Genomic DNA, 16,812 nt, shown 5'->3' on the forward strand with positions numbered 1-16,812 from the left:
CCCTACCCCGCAATCATCTCGGAAGCGGCGATTAATCAAGCAGGGCCAGCACTTTACCGCAATATTGCTTCGAGACCGGATTCATGCGCGTCGCCGCGTGGCCGGCATTGTATTTGAGGATGGTGTTGCAGGTCGGTCCGCCGCCAAGTTGCTGCGCCATGGCGAGATATTTCATGCCGAACTTGATGTTCGTCTCGGGATCGTAAAGCCCCTTGGCACTGCCCGAATAACCCATCAGCTTCGCGGTCGTGGGCTTGATCTGCATCAGGCCGATCTCGCCGGCACTTCCGCGCCGTTTTGGATTGAAATTGCTTTCGATCTGAACGACCGCGGTCGCCAATTCGACCGGCACGCCGTTCTGCTTGGCGTATTTGGCAATCAACGCCGAATAGGGATTTTGTGTCGTGGAGGAATTTTGCACATCCCGCAATTCGGCAGGAACACCCGGCATCGGATAGCCGGTCGTACGTGTGACGATCTGTAGAGGAAGGGTCTGGGTTTTCTCGCCGCGCGGGTCGGCAAAGGCGCAATCATATCCTGTCAGCAACACGCTCGCGCATGCTGCCGCCGCAACAATCAGATTTTTCATGTAGTCTTTTGTCTCCAGGCGCAGGATCGCGGACAGCACTCAGCCATCAGTCCGGCGGGAGGCAAAAAGAGCCGCCGGAGTGCACGGTCCCCGTTAGTCTTTACGGCCGCGCGACACACAAACTAACTTGCGCGACCGCCGTTCAGCGGGCGTCGTTAGACCAGCGCAATGCGGAGATAATAGGGAAATGATGTGGCGCTGCAGTACGTTACGCATTTTGCGCGTTACGGTTTTTTTAGCATTACGAAATAGAAGCCGCCTACCTTAGGAAAAGCGGGGTAGTGCGGACAGCAGGCGATGCAGCGTGTCGATGGTCGAAAAATCGGCGATCCCGTCCACCCGCTCCTGGCGGAAATGACGCTGGAAAGCCTCGACGTCACCCTCCAGCTTCGTGGAGAATTCGCCTGTGATTTCCGTATTGTAACCATAGAGCGAGAGCATGGATTGCAAAGCCTCGATCGGCTGGCCGACATCGCCCTTCTGAAAGAACCGACCGCCGGTGATCGGCGTCGGCTCAACCCAGTGGCCGACCCCTGCTGCGGCCAGTCGCGCCCACGGGAACTTTTCGCCCGGATCGACCTTGCGAACAGGCGCGACATCGGAGTGTGCAAGCACACGCTCAGGTGAAATTGCCCAGCGATGGCCGCAATCGCGACACAGTTCGATGACCGCTTCGATCTGGGCATCCGGAAAATCCGGCAGTCCGCCGGGATGGCCGGCATTGGCGATTTCGATGCCGATCGACAGCGAATTGATGTCAGCCTCGTTGTGCCAGACACTCTTGCCGGCATGCCAGGCGCGACGCTCCTCCGGCACGAGTTGGATCACGCGCCCGTCCTCGAAGACGAAGTAGTGGCTCGACACCTGGCTCTCGTCGCGACAGAGCCAGTCAAGAGCGCCGTCGGCCGTACCCATGCCCGTATAATGCAGCAGGATCATATCCGGCTTGCGCCTGTCCCGCCGCTCGCCATGGTTCGGCGACGGCTGCACGCTGGCGCCCGAAAAATCTGCAGCGAAGGAACTCATGCGGCGCGGCGTTCTTTCTCGATTTCCGCGTAGGCCGCGTTGAGCGCCGCCATGCGCTCATTGGCAATCAGATGGAATTCTTCCGGCACGCCGCGCGAGATGAGGCGGTCGGGGTGATTCTCGTAGACCAGGCCATGATAGCGGCGACGGATGGTCGTGAAATCGTCCTGGGGCGATACGCCGAGCACCTTATAAGGATCGCGGCCGGCGCTGACATGGCGCGCCATGATCTGCTCGAACCGTTGCTCGCTCATATGGAAGATCTGCGCAATGTGCTGCAGGAAGGCCATTTCCTTCTCGTGGATCAGGCCATCTGCCTTGGCGATATGGAAGAGACCATCAAGCACGTCTTCCAGCACCGGGCAATTCTTCGCACAGGTGACGCAGAGCGACGACAGCTTCTCCGCATAGGCCTCGTAGCCGGCAACGTCCTGACGCGCCAGATTATAAAGACGTGCAACATTCTTCGCCTGATCCGGCGGAAATTCGAAGATCTCGCGGAAGGCGTTGACCTCGTTTTCCGTCACCACACCATCGGCTTTCGCCATCTTGGCGGAAAGCGCGATGATCGCGACGGAAAAGGCGACTTTGCGGCGGGTCTCCGGATCACCTTCGAACAGCGTCCTGATGGCTTCGACCACAGCCGACAGGGCATTGCCAGCAGTGCCACCAACAGCATTCAGCAATTTTTCCCAAAACGACATGATGGTCTCAACTACCCCTTCTGAATAGAAACACGTTGATCAAATAATGGTTGCGATTGCAAGGAGTTCATTGGTCGCACAGCCGAAAACACTTTTCACAATTCGGCAATGATGGCGTGTTTGAAACCGATATTTGCGATACCGCACGAATGAGGCAACTCACCGCTTCGATGAAAAAGCAAGCGCGCGTTTCTTAAATTCTTTACTTTACAGCCATGCCCGGCTGTCGCATCCATTCCGACGGCAATCACCGAAATGAAGCAGCCCGGCTGCAAGGAGGATCCCCATGGCCAAACAGAAAGTTGCAATGCTCACCGCCGGCGGATTGGCGCCCTGTCTCTCTTCTGCTGTCGGCGGCCTGATCCAGCGCTACAGCGACGTGGCGCCCGATCTCGACATTATTGCCTATCGTTCCGGCTATCAGGGCGTTCTGTTGGCCGATCGCATCGAGGTGACGCCTGACATGCGCGAGCGTGCGCACTTATTGCACCGCTACGGCGGCTCACCGATCGGCAACAGCCGCGTCAAGCTCACCAACGCCGCCGATTGCGTCAAGCGCGGCCTCGTCAAGGAAGGCGAAAATCCACTGCGCGTCGCCGCCGAGCGCCTCGCCTCCGACGGCGTCACCATTCTCCATACGATCGGTGGCGACGACACCAACACGACAGCAGCCGATCTTGCCGCCTATCTCGGCGCCAACGGCTACAACCTGACCGTGGTCGGCCTGCCGAAGACGGTCGACAACGACGTCGTGCCGATCCGCCAATCTCTCGGCGCCTGGACGGCAGCCGAAGTCGGCGCGCATTTCTTCGACAATGTCAGCAACGAACAGACCGCCGCCCCGCGCACCCTCGTCATCCATGAAGTCATGGGCAGAAGCTGCGGCTGGCTGACGGCTGCGACAGCCCGCGCCTATATCCAGAAGACCAGCGCCAATGAATATGTCGACGGCTTCATGATGAATGCCGCCATGAAGAGCATCGACGGCCTCTACCTGCCGGAAATGGCGTTCGACATTGAATCTGAAGCCGACCGCCTGAAGGCGATCATGGACAAGACCGGCCAAGTGACGCTGTTCGTTTCTGAAGGTGCCGCCCTGGAGGCTATCGTCGCCGAGCGCGAAGCTGCCGGCGAAACCATCAAGCGCGACGCCTTCGGTCATGTGAAGATCGATACCGTCAACGTCGGCAACTGGTTCCAGAAGCAATTCGCGACCCTCCTCGGCGCGGAGCGCTCCCTGGTGCAGAAGTCGGGTTACTTTGCGCGCTCGGCGCCCGCCAACGGCGAAGACCAGCGCCTGATCCAGGGTATGGTCGATCTCGCAGTCGAAAGTGCATTGAATAAGGTCTCCGGCGTCACCGGCCACGACGAAGGCCAGGGCGGCAAGCTGCGCACTATCGAATTCCCGCGCATCAAGGGCGGCAAGCCCTTCGATATGTCGTTGCCGTGGTTCGCCGAAGTCATGGATCATATCGGGCAAAAATACACGCAATCCTAATTGACGGATTGCAAATCCAATGTCTTTGCTGGCGGCGAATAGGAATAGAGGAGGATTCCATGCCCATCGAAACCTGGCTCGCTTTCGCCGCCGCATCCTGCATCATGCTGGCAATCCCCGGCCCGACCATCCTCCTAGTGATCTCATATGCACTTGGCCACGGTCGTAAGACGGCACTGGCAACGGTAACCGGCGTAACGCTTGGCGACTTCACGGCGATGACTGCCTCGCTCGCTGGTCTTGGTGCTCTTCTCGCCGCCTCCGCGACTCTGTTCACGATTCTCAAGCTGATCGGCGCGGCCTACCTCATGTTTCTCGGAATCAAGCTCTGGCGGGCTCCGATCGTGACCGGTCCAATGGGCGATAATGACAATCTTCCGGAGGAAAAACCGCTCAAGATCCTGCTGCACGCTTACGTTGTGACCGCTTTGAACCCGAAGAGCATCGTCTTCTTCATCGCCTTCGTGCCGCAATTTCTCGATCTGTCGAAATCCTTCCTCCAGCAAACCGTTATTTTGGAGGCTACCTTCCTCACCCTGGCCGCGCTGAACTCGCTAGTTTACGTTTTCATCGCCGACATGGCGCGCGGTTTCATCCGCAAGGCAAGCGTGCAACGCGTCGTCAACCGGACGGGCGGAACCCTGTTGATAGCCGCCGGCGCAGTGACCGCCGGCTATCGCCGGATGGCCGCTTGATGCTGTCCAGGGTTGCGGGGCGATCACGGATAGGTTAATGGGGGATTCATAAATTTATCAACCCTGTGAGTGATTTGCGTCGCAGGGCGGTTTGGTTTTTTCGAAAGTGACAGAATGGTAGCGATCGGATTTCCCAGCCTAAAGCGCAGCGTTGCCTTTTCGGCAATGATGTGCGGCGTCCTCGCCGGGTGTGCAAGCACTCAGCAACAGACGTCCCAGGCAGAACTCCCGTCGGCACAAACCAACGTGCCGCATCCGAATACAAACCCGGCTACGGTCGGTGCTGCGTCGCCCACAGGCGGCGTAGCGGTGGCTTCCACCACACCGGCAACAGGCCAGCAGACTCAGCCTCAGCAGCAGGCAGCATTGATGAAGTCGGACCGGATCGGCGCCGGTTCGGTCGACCAGAATCAGATTCAGGCAGCCCAGAACCGCATGGGTGGTCCGGCGGCAACTGCGCCGAATGCGGCCAATCAGGGTACCGTCGCCATAGCGGCTGTCACAGGCACGCCTGCAGCGAACGCACCTGTAGCGAACGGCACGCCGGCAACAAACACATCCGCCGCCGCGGCTTATGCAGCCTCCGACGAACCCGTGGTTCCCGCTGTCGTCGCCATCCCAATCCCGAATCCGGCGCGTCCGGGCGATACGGCGCTTCTGCCGGTGTCAGATTCCGTGGCCCAGAGCCAGGCGATGATTCCGATGACATCGGACGTTGCAGCCATTCAGTCCGTCGTTCCGACCCCTCGCCCCGGCGAAGATGCACCGATCATGGCACCGGCCGAAGTCGCGTATGCCGCGCCCATGCAGATTGCCGGCATGGGTTATGCGGACACGCGCATGCATTATGATTTCAACTTCGATGCCAGCGGCCCGACGGTCGTTTCGGCGGTGCTGACCCCTCAGAGTTACGATTCCGATGTGCCGCCAGCAGAGAAGAGCTACGTTTCGAAGCTCATCGAAAAATATGCCAAGCTTTACGAAATTCCGGAATCCTTGATCCATCGTGTCGTTCACCGCGAGAGCCGCTACAATCCGAAGGCCTATAATCGGGCCGGTTATTTCGGCCTGATGCAGATTAGATACAACACCGCGAAATCGATGGGTTATGAAGGCCCGCCTGCAGGCCTGCTCGACGCCGAAACCAACATCAAATATGCCGCCAAATATCTGCGCGGCGCCTGGATGGTGGCTGACAACAAGGCCGAGAACAAAGAGGCCAATGCCGTTCAGCTCTATGCGCGTGGCTACTATTATGATGCCAAGCGCAAGGGCCTGTCGGACGTCTCCCAGGGCAACTACTGATTCTAACAGATCATTATTCCGCCAGCACCGGTTGGGCTATGTCCTGACCGGCGCTGGTTATGTCCAGAATCCTCTTCAGCAGAATTTGCGGCTTGTAGTCCAGCCAGCCCGGCGTCAGCCCCATGCGCACCAGCACGAGATTGGCTGATGGCACGATAGCGACGCTCTGGCCATCATGTCCGAGCATCCAGAATGTATCCGCAGGCAGGCCGAACTGCGCATTCGAGCCGCCAGGGCCGGCAAGCCAGGCTTGAACCTGCGTATAGAGGCCTTCCGATGCCGTTGTCGGGGTGCGCATCGCGCCGACAAAGCCTTCCGGCAACAGGCGCTGGCCCTTCCAGACACCATCCTGCAGCAGGAACTGGCCGAAGCGCGCCCAGTCGCGCGCCGTCGCATAAAGATAGGAGCTGCCGACAAAGGTGCCGCGCTCATCGGCTTCCAACACGGCGCTGGACATGCCGAGCGGCGCAAACAGCGCTTCACGCGGATAGGAGATTGCAGCACTCTCGTTCGGAAGCTTGTTCATCCAAAGCCTTGAGAGCAGCGTCGCAGTGCCGCTGGAATAGGTGAAGCGTTCGCCAGCCGCCGACTCTTGAGGCGCGTTAGCGGCAATCCTCGTCGAATCGGGATCGAGATAGAGCATGCGGGTCACATCCGAGACGGCACCATAGCCCTCGTTGAAGGCCAGACCGCTCTCCATCCCGAGGAGATCGCTGAGCTTGATGTTTTTGCGCGCATCGCCACTCCATTGCGGCAAAAGGTTCTGATCATCGAAGGACATGCGGCCCGCTAGCATCAGGCGGCCGATGATGGCGGCATTGACCGTTTTGGTCATCGACCAGCCGATCAAAGGCGTGTTCTTGTCAAACCCGTCGCCATAGGCCTCCGCGACGATATGGCCGTTCTTGACCACGACGATCGCGCGCATGGCGGGGCCGGCAAAATCCTGATTGGCAAGGAGCTGCGAGAGCGCGCGTCCGGCTTCATCCTGCCCTAGCGCGACCCTATCGCCATCCGGCCAAAGAGAATCGCTCTTGGCCGTCCTGACTTTATTGAGGAATACCGCGCTGCGCGCCGCCGACAGATCACCGTCCGGCACAGTCGTGCAACCGAGTGCGCCCCGGTAGAGCGCATAGTTTGGTGCAAACATGCCCAGGAAGCGGGCGGTGACCACGCCTTCCTCTCGGTTGACCGAAACCTGGACGAGCTTCAGCGCCGGATTGCCGGGCGCCTGCACATCATCCGCCATTATCCGCTCGGGATCGCGCTTGGCGATAAAGGTATTCGAGCAGACGATCTTGGCAGCGTAGCCGTCGCCTACTCGGAGCAATTCCGGTGGCCATATCCAAAGCCAGACGGCGTTGCTCGCGACAATGATCAGCAACAAAAGAATAAGAGCCCCGATCACTCTCGATATCAAACGCATGTCGCACACCCTCCGAGGTTTGCGGAGACAATCAGGAAATGCAGCAATATGAAAGACCTATCATCACTACAGTCTCGCAAATATCAGCGTCACGACCCCATGGCCGGGTCTGCCAACAGCCCACGTCATCAGACTGTAGCATTGCCGCGTTACACGCGCTGAACCTGACAAATCGGTGACAAGACTCAGATGACGGAATTTGCCCCGGATGCCGGTCTCCACAAGAATCGGAAACTCAAGGACGCTCTGCTGCAACACAAGGCCCTGTCGAAGGCCGGCTTTTCCGAGCGTCTGTTCGGCATGTTGTTTTCCGGCCTCGTCTATCCGCAGATCTGGGAAGATCCGGATATCGACATGGAAGCAATGGAGCTTCAGCCGCACCACCGCCTCGTTACTATCGGCTCCGGCGGCTGCAACATGCTCGCCTATCTTTCGCAGAACCCGGCTTCCATCGATGTCGTCGACCTCAATCGTCACCACATCGCGCTGAACAAGCTCAAGCTTGCCGCCTTCCGGCTGCTGCCCGGCCATGCCGATCTGGTGCGCTTCTTCGGAACGCCTGATGTCAGCGCCAATAGCCAGGCATACGACCAGTTAATCGCGCCGCGCCTGGATCCGGCAACTGCCGCCTACTGGGATGGCCGCGACATGTATGGCCGTCGCCGCGTCACCGTGTTCAATCGCAACATCTACAAGACCGGCCTGCTCGGCCGCTTCATCGGAGCTGCCCATGTGCTGGCTCGCCTGCACGGCGTCCGCCTCGCCAAGATGACGGAAGCGCGCACAGTCCGCGAACAGCGGCAGTTTTTTGACGACGAGATTGCGCCGATCTTCGACAAGCCGATGGTACGCTGGCTGCTTGGCCGCAAGAGCTCGCTTTTCGGCCTTGGCATTCCGCCGCAGCAATATGACGAACTTGCAAGCCTCGCCGGTGATGATTCCATATCGGGCGTCCTGAAGCATCGCCTGGAAAAGCTGGCGTGCCATTTCCCGATGCGCGAAAATTATTTCGCCTGGCAGGCCTTTGCCCGGCGCTATGCTGGACCGCATCAAGGTCCGCTGCCAACCTATCTTCGGCCGGAGCACTACGCCGCCATTCGCGCCAATGCCGACCGCGTGGACGTGCATCACGCCAACTTCACCGAACTGCTGGCCTCCAAGCCCGCCGCTTCGCGTGACCGCTATATCCTGCTCGATGCGCAGGATTGGATGACCGACGAGCAGCTCAACGATCTCTGGGCGGAAATTACCCGCACGGCCCGCGAAGGCGCCCGCGTCATTTTCCGCACCGCTGCCGAAAAGAGCATCATCGAAGGCCGCCTCTCTCCGGCAATTCGCGACCAGTGGGTCTACTTCGAGGAGCGCTCGCACGAGCTCAACGTCCGTGACCGCTCGGCGATCTACGGCGGCTTCCACATCTACGGGAAAAAAGCGTGAGCCAGGCGGATACGGGTCTCCAGACAAGCTCGAAGAACCATGCCGGACTGATGGACGGCATGTATCGCTACCAGCGGCACATCTATGACCTGACCCGCAAATATTACCTCTTTGGCCGCGACCGCACCATTGCGCACCTCAACGTGCCTATCGGCGGCTCGCTGCTGGAAGTGGGCTGCGGCACCGGCCGCAATATGCTGCTGGCCCATCGCCGCTTTCCATCGGCCAGGCTCTACGGCCTGGACATCTCCCAGGAGATGCTGATCTCGGCACGCAACAATTTTCGCAGCCTGAAACAGGTGCCGGACTTTCGCGTCTCTGACGCCACCGCCTTCTCGGCTGCCGATTTCGGTGCCGACGGCTTCGACCGTGTAATGATTTCCTACGCGCTGTCGATGATCCCTGACTGGAAGGCCGCGATCGATGCCTCACTGGATGCAGTTATTCCCGGCGGCGAACTGCATGTCGTCGATTTCGGCCAGCAAGAGCGCCTGCCCGGTTGGTTCCGCACCATGCTGAAGGGCTGGCTGAAAAAGTTCCACGTCACGCCGCGAGCCGACCTCCGGACTGTATTGGAAGAGCGAGCCCAGGCGCGTGGCGCGAAGCTGGTATTCGAAGAAATCGGGCGCGGTTACGCCTGGAGAGCCGTCGTCATCAAGCCGAGTGCCTAGCTCAAAAGGCGTAATTAGGTATGAAATCCACTTACACGGCACTCCAAGTATAAGAATTTACTTGAAGATAACGCATTTTTTACGTTGATATGGTTAAAAAGTGGCAAGGCCGGCTGACAACAGCTTGGTCCTTTGCCTCTTTTGGATTTTCGGGGACCACACATCACGGAAGCCAAGCCTTGGGGCAGCAAGATTACTCGCGCCATAACGGGATATCCATGCGCAGGCTTCTGTCATGCTTACTGCCGCTCGCCCTTCTCCTGAATAGCTGCACCATGGGTTATGACAGCTTTCAAACCGCGTCGATACCGAAGACGCGTTTCAAGGATACGAAGCCGCAGGACTTCGGCCGCGATCATCCGGAGCGCCACCCCGTCCATGGCATCGACGTCTCGAAATGGCAGGGCGACATCGACTGGCAGTCGGTGAAGGGCTCAGGCATCGCCTTCGTCTTCATCAAAGCGACCGAAGGCAAGGATAGAGTTGATGACCGTTTCAACGAATATTGGCGGGAAGCCAATACGGCCGGTATTCCCTACGCACCCTATCACTTCTACTATTTCTGCTCGACAGCCGACGACCAGGCCGACTGGTTCATTCGCAATGTGCCGAAGAGTGCTATGATGCTGCCGCCGGTGCTCGACGTCGAATGGAACGCCGAATCCAAGACCTGCCGCACACGCCCCGATCCGCAGACCGTGCGCACCGAGATCAAGCGCTTCATGGACCGCCTGGAAGCTTATTATGGCAAGCGCCCGATCATCTATACGTCGGTCGACTTCCACCGCGACAATCTCGCAGGCTACTTCAAGGATTATCACTTCTGGGTCCGCTCGGTCGCCAAGCATCCGACGGTGACCTATGCCGACCGACCCTGGGCATTTTGGCAATACACCTCGACGGGTCTGATCCCGGGCATCAAGGGCCCGACGGACATTAATGTTTTTGCCGGTTCCGAACAGAATTGGCACAACTGGGTGGCGGCAGTAGAGAAGGAAGGAAATTCTTGAGACTGCCTGAACTTCTCTCTTGCTTCTGTCACAATCTTCTGTGAAAGCGACCCTATTCTATCAGAAAAGAGGATCGCCTATGGACCCCTATACCATTCGACGCAGCGCATTCGCGTTGATCTTCGCTTCAGCCATGGCGAGTGTGGCAATGGCGCAGAACGCGACTCCAGCCGCGGCGCCGAATGCAGGTGGAACCAGCGCCACGCAGGCGCCTTGCGGCGGGGACCTCTCGTCCTTTCTAGCCGGCGTCAAAGCTGAGGCTATTGCCGCCGGTGCCGATGCTGCGGCCGCGGACAAGACGCTCGCCGGGGCGCAGATCGACCCCAAGGTCCTCTCCATGGACCGCGGCCAGGGCGTTTTCCGCCAGACCTTCCTCGAGTTCTCGCAGCGCACCGTCAGCCAGGCCCGCCTCGACATCGGCCGCCAGAAGATCAAGCAATATGCCGATGTCTTCGCCAAGGCCGAACAGGACTACGGCGTGCCACCCGGCGTCATCACCGCCTATTGGGCAATGGAGACCGATTTCGGCGCCGTCCAGGGCAATTTCAACACCCGCAACGCGCTTGTCACTCTCTCGCACGACTGCCGGCGCCCCGAGTTTTTCCGCCCGCGCCTGATCTCATACATCGAGATGGTGCAGCACGGTGACGCCGACCCGGAAACTACGACAGGTGCTTGGGCTGGCGAAATCGGCCAGACGCAGATGCTGCCGCCCTCGATCATTGCTTTCGGTGTCGATGGCGATGGCGACGGCCACGTCAATTTGAAGACAAGCGCACCCGATGTCATTCTCACGACGGCGCGATACATCCAAAGTCTGGGCTTCCAGCGAGGCCAGCCCTGGCTGCAGGAGGTCACGGTGCCGGATAATCTTCCTTGGGAAAAATCCGGCCTTGGCGGTCCGCTAACGGCCGCCGACTGGTTCCAGCTCGGCGTCAAGCCGCGCGACGGCAACACAAGCTTCGGTTCGCTGCCGGCTGCGCTCATTCTGCCGCAGGGTCGTAAAGGCCCGGCATTCCTGACCTATCCGAACTACAATGCCTATCTCCAATGGAATCAGTCGTTTATCTACACGACGTCTGCAGCCTATTTCGCCACCCGCTTCGCCGGCGCTCCGACCTATAACAAGGGCACGCCGGAAGCTGGCTTGAGCGATGTCGATATGAAGGCGCTTCAGACCAAGCTCACGGCACGCGGCTACGATGTCGGCAAGATCGATGGCATTCTCGGCTCGGGCACGCGCGTCGCCGTCCAAAAGGAACAGTTTCGCCTCGGCCTTCCTGCCGATGGTTGGGCGACACAATCACTGCTGAACGCGCTTTGAGCGCTACTGCCCTGGTATAGAAAGGCGGCTTTGGCCGCCTTCAGACTGCTGACAAACCCGTCGATATTTTCGGCGGGTTTTATTTTATGACCATGGGTTGTTTTAAGTTGGGCTGTGCGGCGAGGGGAAGTTGGCGGCCTCTGGCCCTCACGCCAGGCTCGGTTTGGGTGCTTTGGTGAGCGCCATGGCGATCTTCTTGATGTTCTGCGCTGCTGCCGCCAGCAGGCACTGGCAGGCGACGCGGGTGAGACTTCGGAAGCGGGCATAGCGGTGCCCGTGCAGTTGCTTGGCATCGGCAAAGGAGCGTTCGACCGTCTCCTTGCGGCGCTTGTAGATAGCCCTTCCCCAGGGGGTGAGACGGTGGGCATCGGTGCGTTCACGAGCATCTTGCCAGACATGGCGGGTGATGGAGCGGACCGCTTTGGCGTTGGATGTGCAGGAGGCCAGCAGCGGACAGGTTTGGCAGATGGCCGGATCGGATGTGTAGTGCTTGTAGCCGTTGCGGTCGGTGGTGGCATAGGTCAAGAGCTGACCCTCGGGGCAGCGATAACCATCGGCTTGCATGTCATGGACGAACTTCGACTTGCGCATCATGCCGGCCTTGGGCGGCGTCGGATTGCGATAGCCGGTGACGCCGAGGATCTGCCGGTCTTCCAGCCCCTTGGCGATACCGGCCGTGGCATAGCCGGCATCCAGTCCGACGGCACCGACGTCGAAGCCGAAGCGGCGGCGCTGCCGGTCCAGCCGATCGAGATAGACGATCGAGTCATGCACGTTGGCCGGTGTGACATGGGTGTCGGTGATGATGGCAAGCTTGCCGTCCACCGTGCGGTGGTCGAGATAGAAGAAGCCCTTGGGCTTGCCGTCGCGCACCATATAGCCCGCCTCCGGATCGGTGCGGCTGACCTTGGTCTCCTTGACCTGCGGCTCGCGCTCCTTCTCCTTCAACGGCTTCTGGCCGTGCACGACACGCTCGGCCTCAATGGCCCGGTCGAGATCGGCCCAATAGTCGGCACGCGACTTTTCGATCATGGCAAGATCGTATTTGCCCTTGTTGGCATTGGCCTTCAGATGCGTCGAGTCGGTATAAAGCACCGTGCCGTCGACCAGCTTGTGGGCGATCGCCTGTTCGACGATATGATCGAAGATATCCTGGGCTACGCAGGGATCGTTGAAGCGCCGGCGGCGGTTCTGCGACAAGGTCGAGGCGTCGAACACTCCGTCCGTCAGCCTCAGCCGCAGGAACCAGCGATAGGCGACGTTGACCTCGATCTCGCGCACCAACTGACGCTCCGAGCGGATGCCGAACAGATAGCCGATAAACAGCGCCTTGAACATCAAGGTCGGATCGAGCGCCGGCCGGCCGTTGTCGGCGCAGTAAAGTCCGGCAACACGATCATGGATGAAGGAAAAATCGATCACCTGATCGATCTTGCGAAGCAGGTGATCCTTCGGCACAAGGCTATCGAGCGTCACCATCTCGATCGCCGTCTGTTCGGCAGCGGGTTTCTTCAACATATCCCAATGAATCACAAAACCCCCAGCATCGCCAGGGGTTTGTCAGCAGTCTGAAGGCGGCTTTGGCCGCCTTTTTTCGTTTTCGGAACCCGGCAACTATCCGGTGATATCCCGGCATGCGATCAAGGCTCAGCAAGAAACGGGTGGAAAACGCCTCTCCTTTCGCCAAGATAACCCCCAAAATGGCGAGGCGCATCCGATGAATACCACCAATCGCATGAATGCACTCACCTGGAGCCTGCTGCTGGCGCTGGGCTTGATCTGGGGCGGCTCTTTCTTCTTTGCGCGCATCGCTGTTCATTATGTGCCACCATTTACGCTGGTCTTCCTCCGCCTGTCGCTGGCGGCAGTAGCGCTGCATATCTACATCGCCGGTCGCTTCCGGATCTATGATTTGCTGAGAGCGCATTGGCGGCAGTTCCTGTTGCTGGGTCTGATCAACAACGCCGTGCCTCACACATTGATCTTCATCGGCCAAACCCAGATGGGTGCCGGGCTTGCCTCCATTCTGAACGCAACGACGCCGATCTGGACGGTCTTGATCGGCAACCACTTCACCACCGACGAACGGCTGACATCCGCCAAACTCGCCGGCTGCCTGACGGGACTCCTGGGCACGATCGTGCTGCTCGGTCCAAGCGTGACTGATAGAGCCGAGGTCCCTCTCTGGGCGCTGCTGCTGCCGATCCTTGCAGCAGTCTCCTACGGCTTCGCCGCGATCTACGCCAAACGGTTCAAAGGCGTAGCGCCGCCTATTATTGCAGCAGGCCAATTGACCTGCTCCGCGGCCCTCATACTGCCGGTGGCCCTTTTGCTTGATCAACCCTGGACGCTAGCCACGCCGCCGGTCACTGCCCTCGCCGCCATTCTCGGCATGGCACTGTTGTCGACCGCCTTTGCCTATATCCTCTATTTCCGCGTCATGGCACTCGCCGGCGCCACCAACGCCTCGCTGGTCACCCTGCTCGTGCCGCCAAGCGCCATCCTGCTCGGCTTTCTCTTCCTTGGTGAGCGACTGGGATTTACGGAAATCGCCGGCATGCTGCTGATCGGCGCGGGCCTACTCATTCTCGACGGGCGGCTTTACGCACGCATGCGACCGAACGCGGGAACGAGTGGCCCATAACGACCTGCTTCTTGGTTCGGCAAAGGACATCCGCCTTAACTTATTCACAGCTAAATTAACGATGCATTAAATTTCGTGAACGTCGCATGGTTACAGTTTAACGAATTAAAACAAATCGTTACCGCGAGACAACGATTCAAAACCTCCGCATCCTACCGCGTCGCAGCAACGAATTTGCTTTCCAAGCGACACATTTCTGACATAGGTTCTAACGGTTGACTAAGGAGGAGGAAGACATGGGATTGACGCGATCCATCAACGTCCTAGTGGTCAGTGCAGCATTCCTTTTCGTTGTGACGATGCTTTTCATCTGACGAAATAGCGAACAGTGCAGAAACCGAACTCCTGAAAGCTAACAAAACGCCTATTCCATTTAAAAAGCGCATGCCGGAATCGACATGCGCTTTTTCATGCTCACATCTCGCATCCCGTCAAGCAGCGGCCCCCTCGCGCGCATCTGTCTTGCGCGGAATATTCAACCGATCGAGAACGGCGCTGACGAGCGGCGAGCGGTTCATCGTATAAAGATGAAACTCATGGATGCCGCGACGAACCAGATCTTCGATCTGCTCCGCGGCGACATCTGCAGCCACATCGGCACGTTTATCGGCATCTTCGTCGAGGCCTTCGAAACGTTCGTCCAGCCAGGAAGGGATATGGGTGCCGCAGGCACCGGCAAACCGCTTCAATTGCGTCAGGTTCTGGATCGGCATGATACCCGGCACGACGGGAATCTTCACGCCGGCAGCGCGCACGCGGTCATGATAACGCTCAAAGGCGTCATTATCGAAGAAGAACTGGGTGAGTGCCCTATTGGCGCCATTATCCGCCTTGCGCTTCAGCATATCGATATCGGCTGCGGTATCGCGGCTCTCCGGATGTTTCTCCGGATAGGCGGATACGGAAATATCGAAATCGCCGCGCTCCCGCAGAGCCAATACCAGTTCGGCCGCATTGGCATAGCCGCCGGGATGCGGCTGGTAAGCGGAGCCGACACCGCCCGGCGGATCACCGCGCAGCGCAACGAAACGGCGGACGCCGGTGGCGAGCAAATCGTCGATAACCCGATGCGTATCCTCACGCGTTGCACCCACGCACGTCAAATGCGAAGCGGTCGTGAACGGCGTTTCATGAATCATCCGGCGCACGGCAGACAATGTCGGCGTTTTGGTCGAACCGCCGGCGCCATAGGTGACCGAGACGAAATCCGGTTCCCACTCGGTCAGGTCAGCCACCGTGTTCCACAACTGCGTCTCGGCTTCCTCCGATTTCGGCGGGAAGAATTCGAAGGAAATACGAATGCCACGCTGGCCGTTTTCAGTCTTTGAAGACATATCAAGCTCTCCCGGCAAGAATGGGGGACGATTGACGACCCTGTCCGGCGGCGATCAGCAGCCGCGGGTCGCGCGCCAGCCAGATCGTGACCGTCAGCGCCTGACCGCCTTCCTTCCCCGAATGAAGGTCCAGCACCTGCTCGACATCAAGCCCCGCCAATTTCAACCATTCCGATATGGTCTGATGCGAGAAACCGAGTCTCAGATGCGCATGTTCGTCGCGTAGATATTCCAGCCCGTGCGGGGCAAGATCGACGATCACCAGCCGGCCGCCAGGCCTGAGCATTCGCGCCGCCTCGTTGATGGCAATCTCCGGCTGGTCAAGAAAATGCAGTACCTGATGAATGGTGATCAGGTCGAAATCTTGGGCCTCGAGCGGCAGGTTGAAAATGTCGCCATGCCGCACGGAAGCGGCGGTGATATTCGATCGGTCGAGATTGGCGCGGGCGACCGCCAACATGTCACGGCTGGCGTCGATGCCGACCGCGCGGCGATAATGCCCCGCCAGCAATTGCAGCATCCGGCCCGTACCGGTGCCGAGATCCAGGAAGGAGTCGATCTGCTGCGGACCGATCAGCTCCATCAAGGCCTTGTCGACATCCTCATCCGCCACATGCAGGCGGCGTAGCTCATCCCACTCCGCAGCATTGCGGCTGAAATAGGCCTGCGCCCGTTCCGCACGGATACGCTTGACAGCAGAAAGCCGCTCGCCATCACGCAGCAACACCGGATCGTTTTCAGCCGCGTGGCGGAGAAGCGTGCGCACGAGCACGACCGCCTTGCCCTCCTGCTTCAGGCGGAAATAGGCCCAGGCACCCTCCTGATAGCGATCAATCAGGCCGGCCTCGCCGAGCAGCTTCAGATGGCGCGAAATACGCGGCTGCGATTGGCCGAGAATTTCGGTAAGATCGGTGACGGTGAGATCGCCGGCAGCAAGAAGCGCCAGCAGACGCAGCCGCGTCGGCTCACCTGCCGCTTTCAGCACATCTACCAGATCATCCAAACCAAATTTCACCAGATCCGTCATCAGTCACCCAATCAAGATATAAAGATATCTTTATGTGATTTGAGTACGATCCGCAAGACCCAATTGCGGGTTAGGAGAATTCAACGTCGGAAATCTGTTAGTTTTTGTCGGATGAGGAATAT

The 16,812-nt window shown here is 59.1% G+C and carries 15 protein-coding genes; 8 read left to right on the top strand and 7 right to left on the bottom strand.

Features of this window, described 5'->3' with window-relative positions; genetic code table 11:
* Positions 1 to 31: 31 nt before the first annotated feature.
* The 3 genes from QA646_RS09510 to QA646_RS09520 form a co-directional block, all read right to left on the bottom strand.
* Positions 32 to 589, bottom strand: coding sequence for a transglycosylase SLT domain-containing protein (locus QA646_RS09510; protein ID WP_283055226.1), 558 nt, complete (start codon positions 587 to 589; stop codon positions 32 to 34).
* A 264-nt stretch (positions 590 to 853) separates the two neighbouring features.
* Positions 854 to 1,615 (bottom strand): N-acetylmuramoyl-L-alanine amidase, encoded by a 762-nt coding sequence (locus QA646_RS09515; protein ID WP_283055227.1) that lies wholly within the window; start codon positions 1,613 to 1,615, stop codon positions 854 to 856.
* On the bottom strand, positions 1,612 to 2,319 hold the full coding sequence (locus tag QA646_RS09520) for a DnaJ family molecular chaperone (RefSeq protein WP_283055228.1): 708 nt from the start codon (positions 2,317 to 2,319) through the stop codon (positions 1,612 to 1,614). Before QA646_RS09520 ends, QA646_RS09515 begins: the two co-directional genes overlap by 4 nt.
* Positions 2,320 to 2,605: 286 nt before the next feature.
* On the opposite strand from QA646_RS09520, the gene QA646_RS09525 reads away from it, so the two are divergent.
* From QA646_RS09525 to QA646_RS09535, 3 genes are all read left to right on the top strand, one after another.
* Positions 2,606 to 3,817, top strand: a complete 1,212-nt coding sequence (locus QA646_RS09525; protein ID WP_283055229.1) for a pyrophosphate--fructose-6-phosphate 1-phosphotransferase — start codon at positions 2,606 to 2,608, stop codon at positions 3,815 to 3,817.
* Between the two features lie 59 nt (positions 3,818 to 3,876).
* Positions 3,877 to 4,512 (top strand): LysE family translocator, encoded by a 636-nt coding sequence (locus QA646_RS09530; protein WP_283055230.1) that lies wholly within the window; start codon positions 3,877 to 3,879, stop codon positions 4,510 to 4,512.
* A gap of 114 nt (positions 4,513 to 4,626) precedes the next feature.
* Positions 4,627 to 5,817, top strand: a complete 1,191-nt coding sequence (locus QA646_RS09535; RefSeq protein WP_283055231.1) for a transglycosylase SLT domain-containing protein — start codon at positions 4,627 to 4,629, stop codon at positions 5,815 to 5,817.
* 13 nt (positions 5,818 to 5,830) lie between these two features.
* Here QA646_RS09535 and QA646_RS09540 read toward each other — a convergent pair whose 3' ends face one another.
* On the bottom strand, positions 5,831 to 7,243 hold the full coding sequence (locus tag QA646_RS09540) for a serine hydrolase (protein WP_283055232.1): 1,413 nt from the start codon (positions 7,241 to 7,243) through the stop codon (positions 5,831 to 5,833).
* A gap of 189 nt (positions 7,244 to 7,432) precedes the next feature.
* On the opposite strand from QA646_RS09540, the gene QA646_RS09545 reads away from it, so the two are divergent.
* From QA646_RS09545 to QA646_RS09560, 4 genes are all read left to right on the top strand, one after another.
* Positions 7,433 to 8,680 carry a DUF3419 family protein gene (locus QA646_RS09545; RefSeq protein ID WP_283055233.1) on the top strand — a complete coding sequence of 416 codons (1,248 nt, stop codon included), beginning with the start codon at positions 7,433 to 7,435 and terminating at the stop codon, positions 8,678 to 8,680.
* Positions 8,681 to 8,730: 50 nt separating this feature from the next.
* Positions 8,731 to 9,351 (top strand): class I SAM-dependent methyltransferase, encoded by a 621-nt coding sequence (locus QA646_RS09550; protein ID WP_283058825.1) that lies wholly within the window; start codon positions 8,731 to 8,733, stop codon positions 9,349 to 9,351.
* 218 nt (positions 9,352 to 9,569) lie between these two features.
* Positions 9,570 to 10,361: a GH25 family lysozyme gene (locus QA646_RS09555; RefSeq protein ID WP_283055234.1), complete on the top strand. Its 792-nt coding sequence runs from the start codon at positions 9,570 to 9,572 to the stop codon at positions 10,359 to 10,361.
* Positions 10,362 to 10,440: 79 nt separating this feature from the next.
* Positions 10,441 to 11,685 (top strand): lytic murein transglycosylase, encoded by a 1,245-nt coding sequence (locus tag QA646_RS09560; protein ID WP_283055235.1) that lies wholly within the window; start codon positions 10,441 to 10,443, stop codon positions 11,683 to 11,685.
* Between the two features lie 147 nt (positions 11,686 to 11,832).
* On the opposite strand, the gene QA646_RS09565 is transcribed toward QA646_RS09560, so the two are convergent.
* Positions 11,833 to 13,203, bottom strand: a complete 1,371-nt coding sequence (locus tag QA646_RS09565) for an IS1182 family transposase (RefSeq protein ID WP_283055236.1) — start codon at positions 13,201 to 13,203, stop codon at positions 11,833 to 11,835.
* A 199-nt stretch (positions 13,204 to 13,402) separates the two neighbouring features.
* Here QA646_RS09565 and QA646_RS09570 point away from each other — a divergent pair, with 199 nt between their 5' ends.
* Complete coding sequence (locus tag QA646_RS09570) at positions 13,403 to 14,329, top strand: DMT family transporter (protein ID WP_283055237.1); 927 nt, start codon at positions 13,403 to 13,405, stop codon at positions 14,327 to 14,329.
* A 431-nt stretch (positions 14,330 to 14,760) separates the two neighbouring features.
* Here QA646_RS09570 and metF read toward each other — a convergent pair whose 3' ends face one another.
* Together metF and QA646_RS09580 are read right to left on the bottom strand one after the other, a co-directional pair.
* A complete protein-coding gene (gene metF, locus QA646_RS09575; RefSeq protein WP_283055238.1) occupies positions 14,761 to 15,663 on the bottom strand; it encodes a methylenetetrahydrofolate reductase [NAD(P)H] in 903 nt (300 codons plus the stop codon).
* 1 nt (position 15,664) lies between these two features.
* Positions 15,665 to 16,690 (bottom strand): metalloregulator ArsR/SmtB family transcription factor, encoded by a 1,026-nt coding sequence (locus QA646_RS09580; RefSeq protein ID WP_283055239.1) that lies wholly within the window; start codon positions 16,688 to 16,690, stop codon positions 15,665 to 15,667.
* Between the last annotated feature and the right edge of the window lie 122 nt (positions 16,691 to 16,812).

The organism is Rhizobium sp. CB3090 (assembly GCF_029714285.1).
Lineage (GTDB): Bacteria > Pseudomonadota > Alphaproteobacteria > Rhizobiales > Rhizobiaceae > Rhizobium.

Excerpts from the sequence above, each read along its gene's own strand:
- QA646_RS09530 (WP_283055230.1), top strand. The coding sequence starts at position 3,877 with ATGCCCATCGAAACCTGGCTCGCTTTCGCCGCCGCATCCTGCATCATG.
- QA646_RS09520 (WP_283055228.1), bottom strand. The coding sequence starts at position 2,319 with ATGTCGTTTTGGGAAAAATTGCTGAATGCTGTTGGTGGCACTGCTGGC.
- QA646_RS09510 (WP_283055226.1), bottom strand. The coding sequence starts at position 589 with ATGAAAAATCTGATTGTTGCGGCGGCAGCATGCGCGAGCGTGTTGCTG.
- QA646_RS09535 (WP_283055231.1), top strand. The coding sequence starts at position 4,627 with ATGGTAGCGATCGGATTTCCCAGCCTAAAGCGCAGCGTTGCCTTTTCG.
- QA646_RS09555 (WP_283055234.1), top strand. The coding sequence starts at position 9,570 with ATGCGCAGGCTTCTGTCATGCTTACTGCCGCTCGCCCTTCTCCTGAAT.
- QA646_RS09565 (WP_283055236.1), bottom strand. The coding sequence starts at position 13,203 with ATGTTGAAGAAACCCGCTGCCGAACAGACGGCGATCGAGATGGTGACG.
- QA646_RS09540 (WP_283055232.1), bottom strand. The coding sequence starts at position 7,243 with ATGCGTTTGATATCGAGAGTGATCGGGGCTCTTATTCTTTTGTTGCTG.
- QA646_RS09570 (WP_283055237.1), top strand. The coding sequence starts at position 13,403 with ATGAATACCACCAATCGCATGAATGCACTCACCTGGAGCCTGCTGCTG.
- metF (WP_283055238.1), bottom strand. The coding sequence starts at position 15,663 with ATGTCTTCAAAGACTGAAAACGGCCAGCGTGGCATTCGTATTTCCTTC.
- QA646_RS09560 (WP_283055235.1), top strand. The coding sequence starts at position 10,441 with ATGGACCCCTATACCATTCGACGCAGCGCATTCGCGTTGATCTTCGCT.
- QA646_RS09525 (WP_283055229.1), top strand. The coding sequence starts at position 2,606 with ATGGCCAAACAGAAAGTTGCAATGCTCACCGCCGGCGGATTGGCGCCC.
- QA646_RS09545 (WP_283055233.1), top strand. The coding sequence starts at position 7,433 with ATGACGGAATTTGCCCCGGATGCCGGTCTCCACAAGAATCGGAAACTC.
- QA646_RS09580 (WP_283055239.1), bottom strand. The coding sequence starts at position 16,690 with ATGACGGATCTGGTGAAATTTGGTTTGGATGATCTGGTAGATGTGCTG.
- QA646_RS09515 (WP_283055227.1), bottom strand. The coding sequence starts at position 1,615 with ATGAGTTCCTTCGCTGCAGATTTTTCGGGCGCCAGCGTGCAGCCGTCG.
- QA646_RS09550 (WP_283058825.1), top strand. The coding sequence starts at position 8,731 with ATGGACGGCATGTATCGCTACCAGCGGCACATCTATGACCTGACCCGC.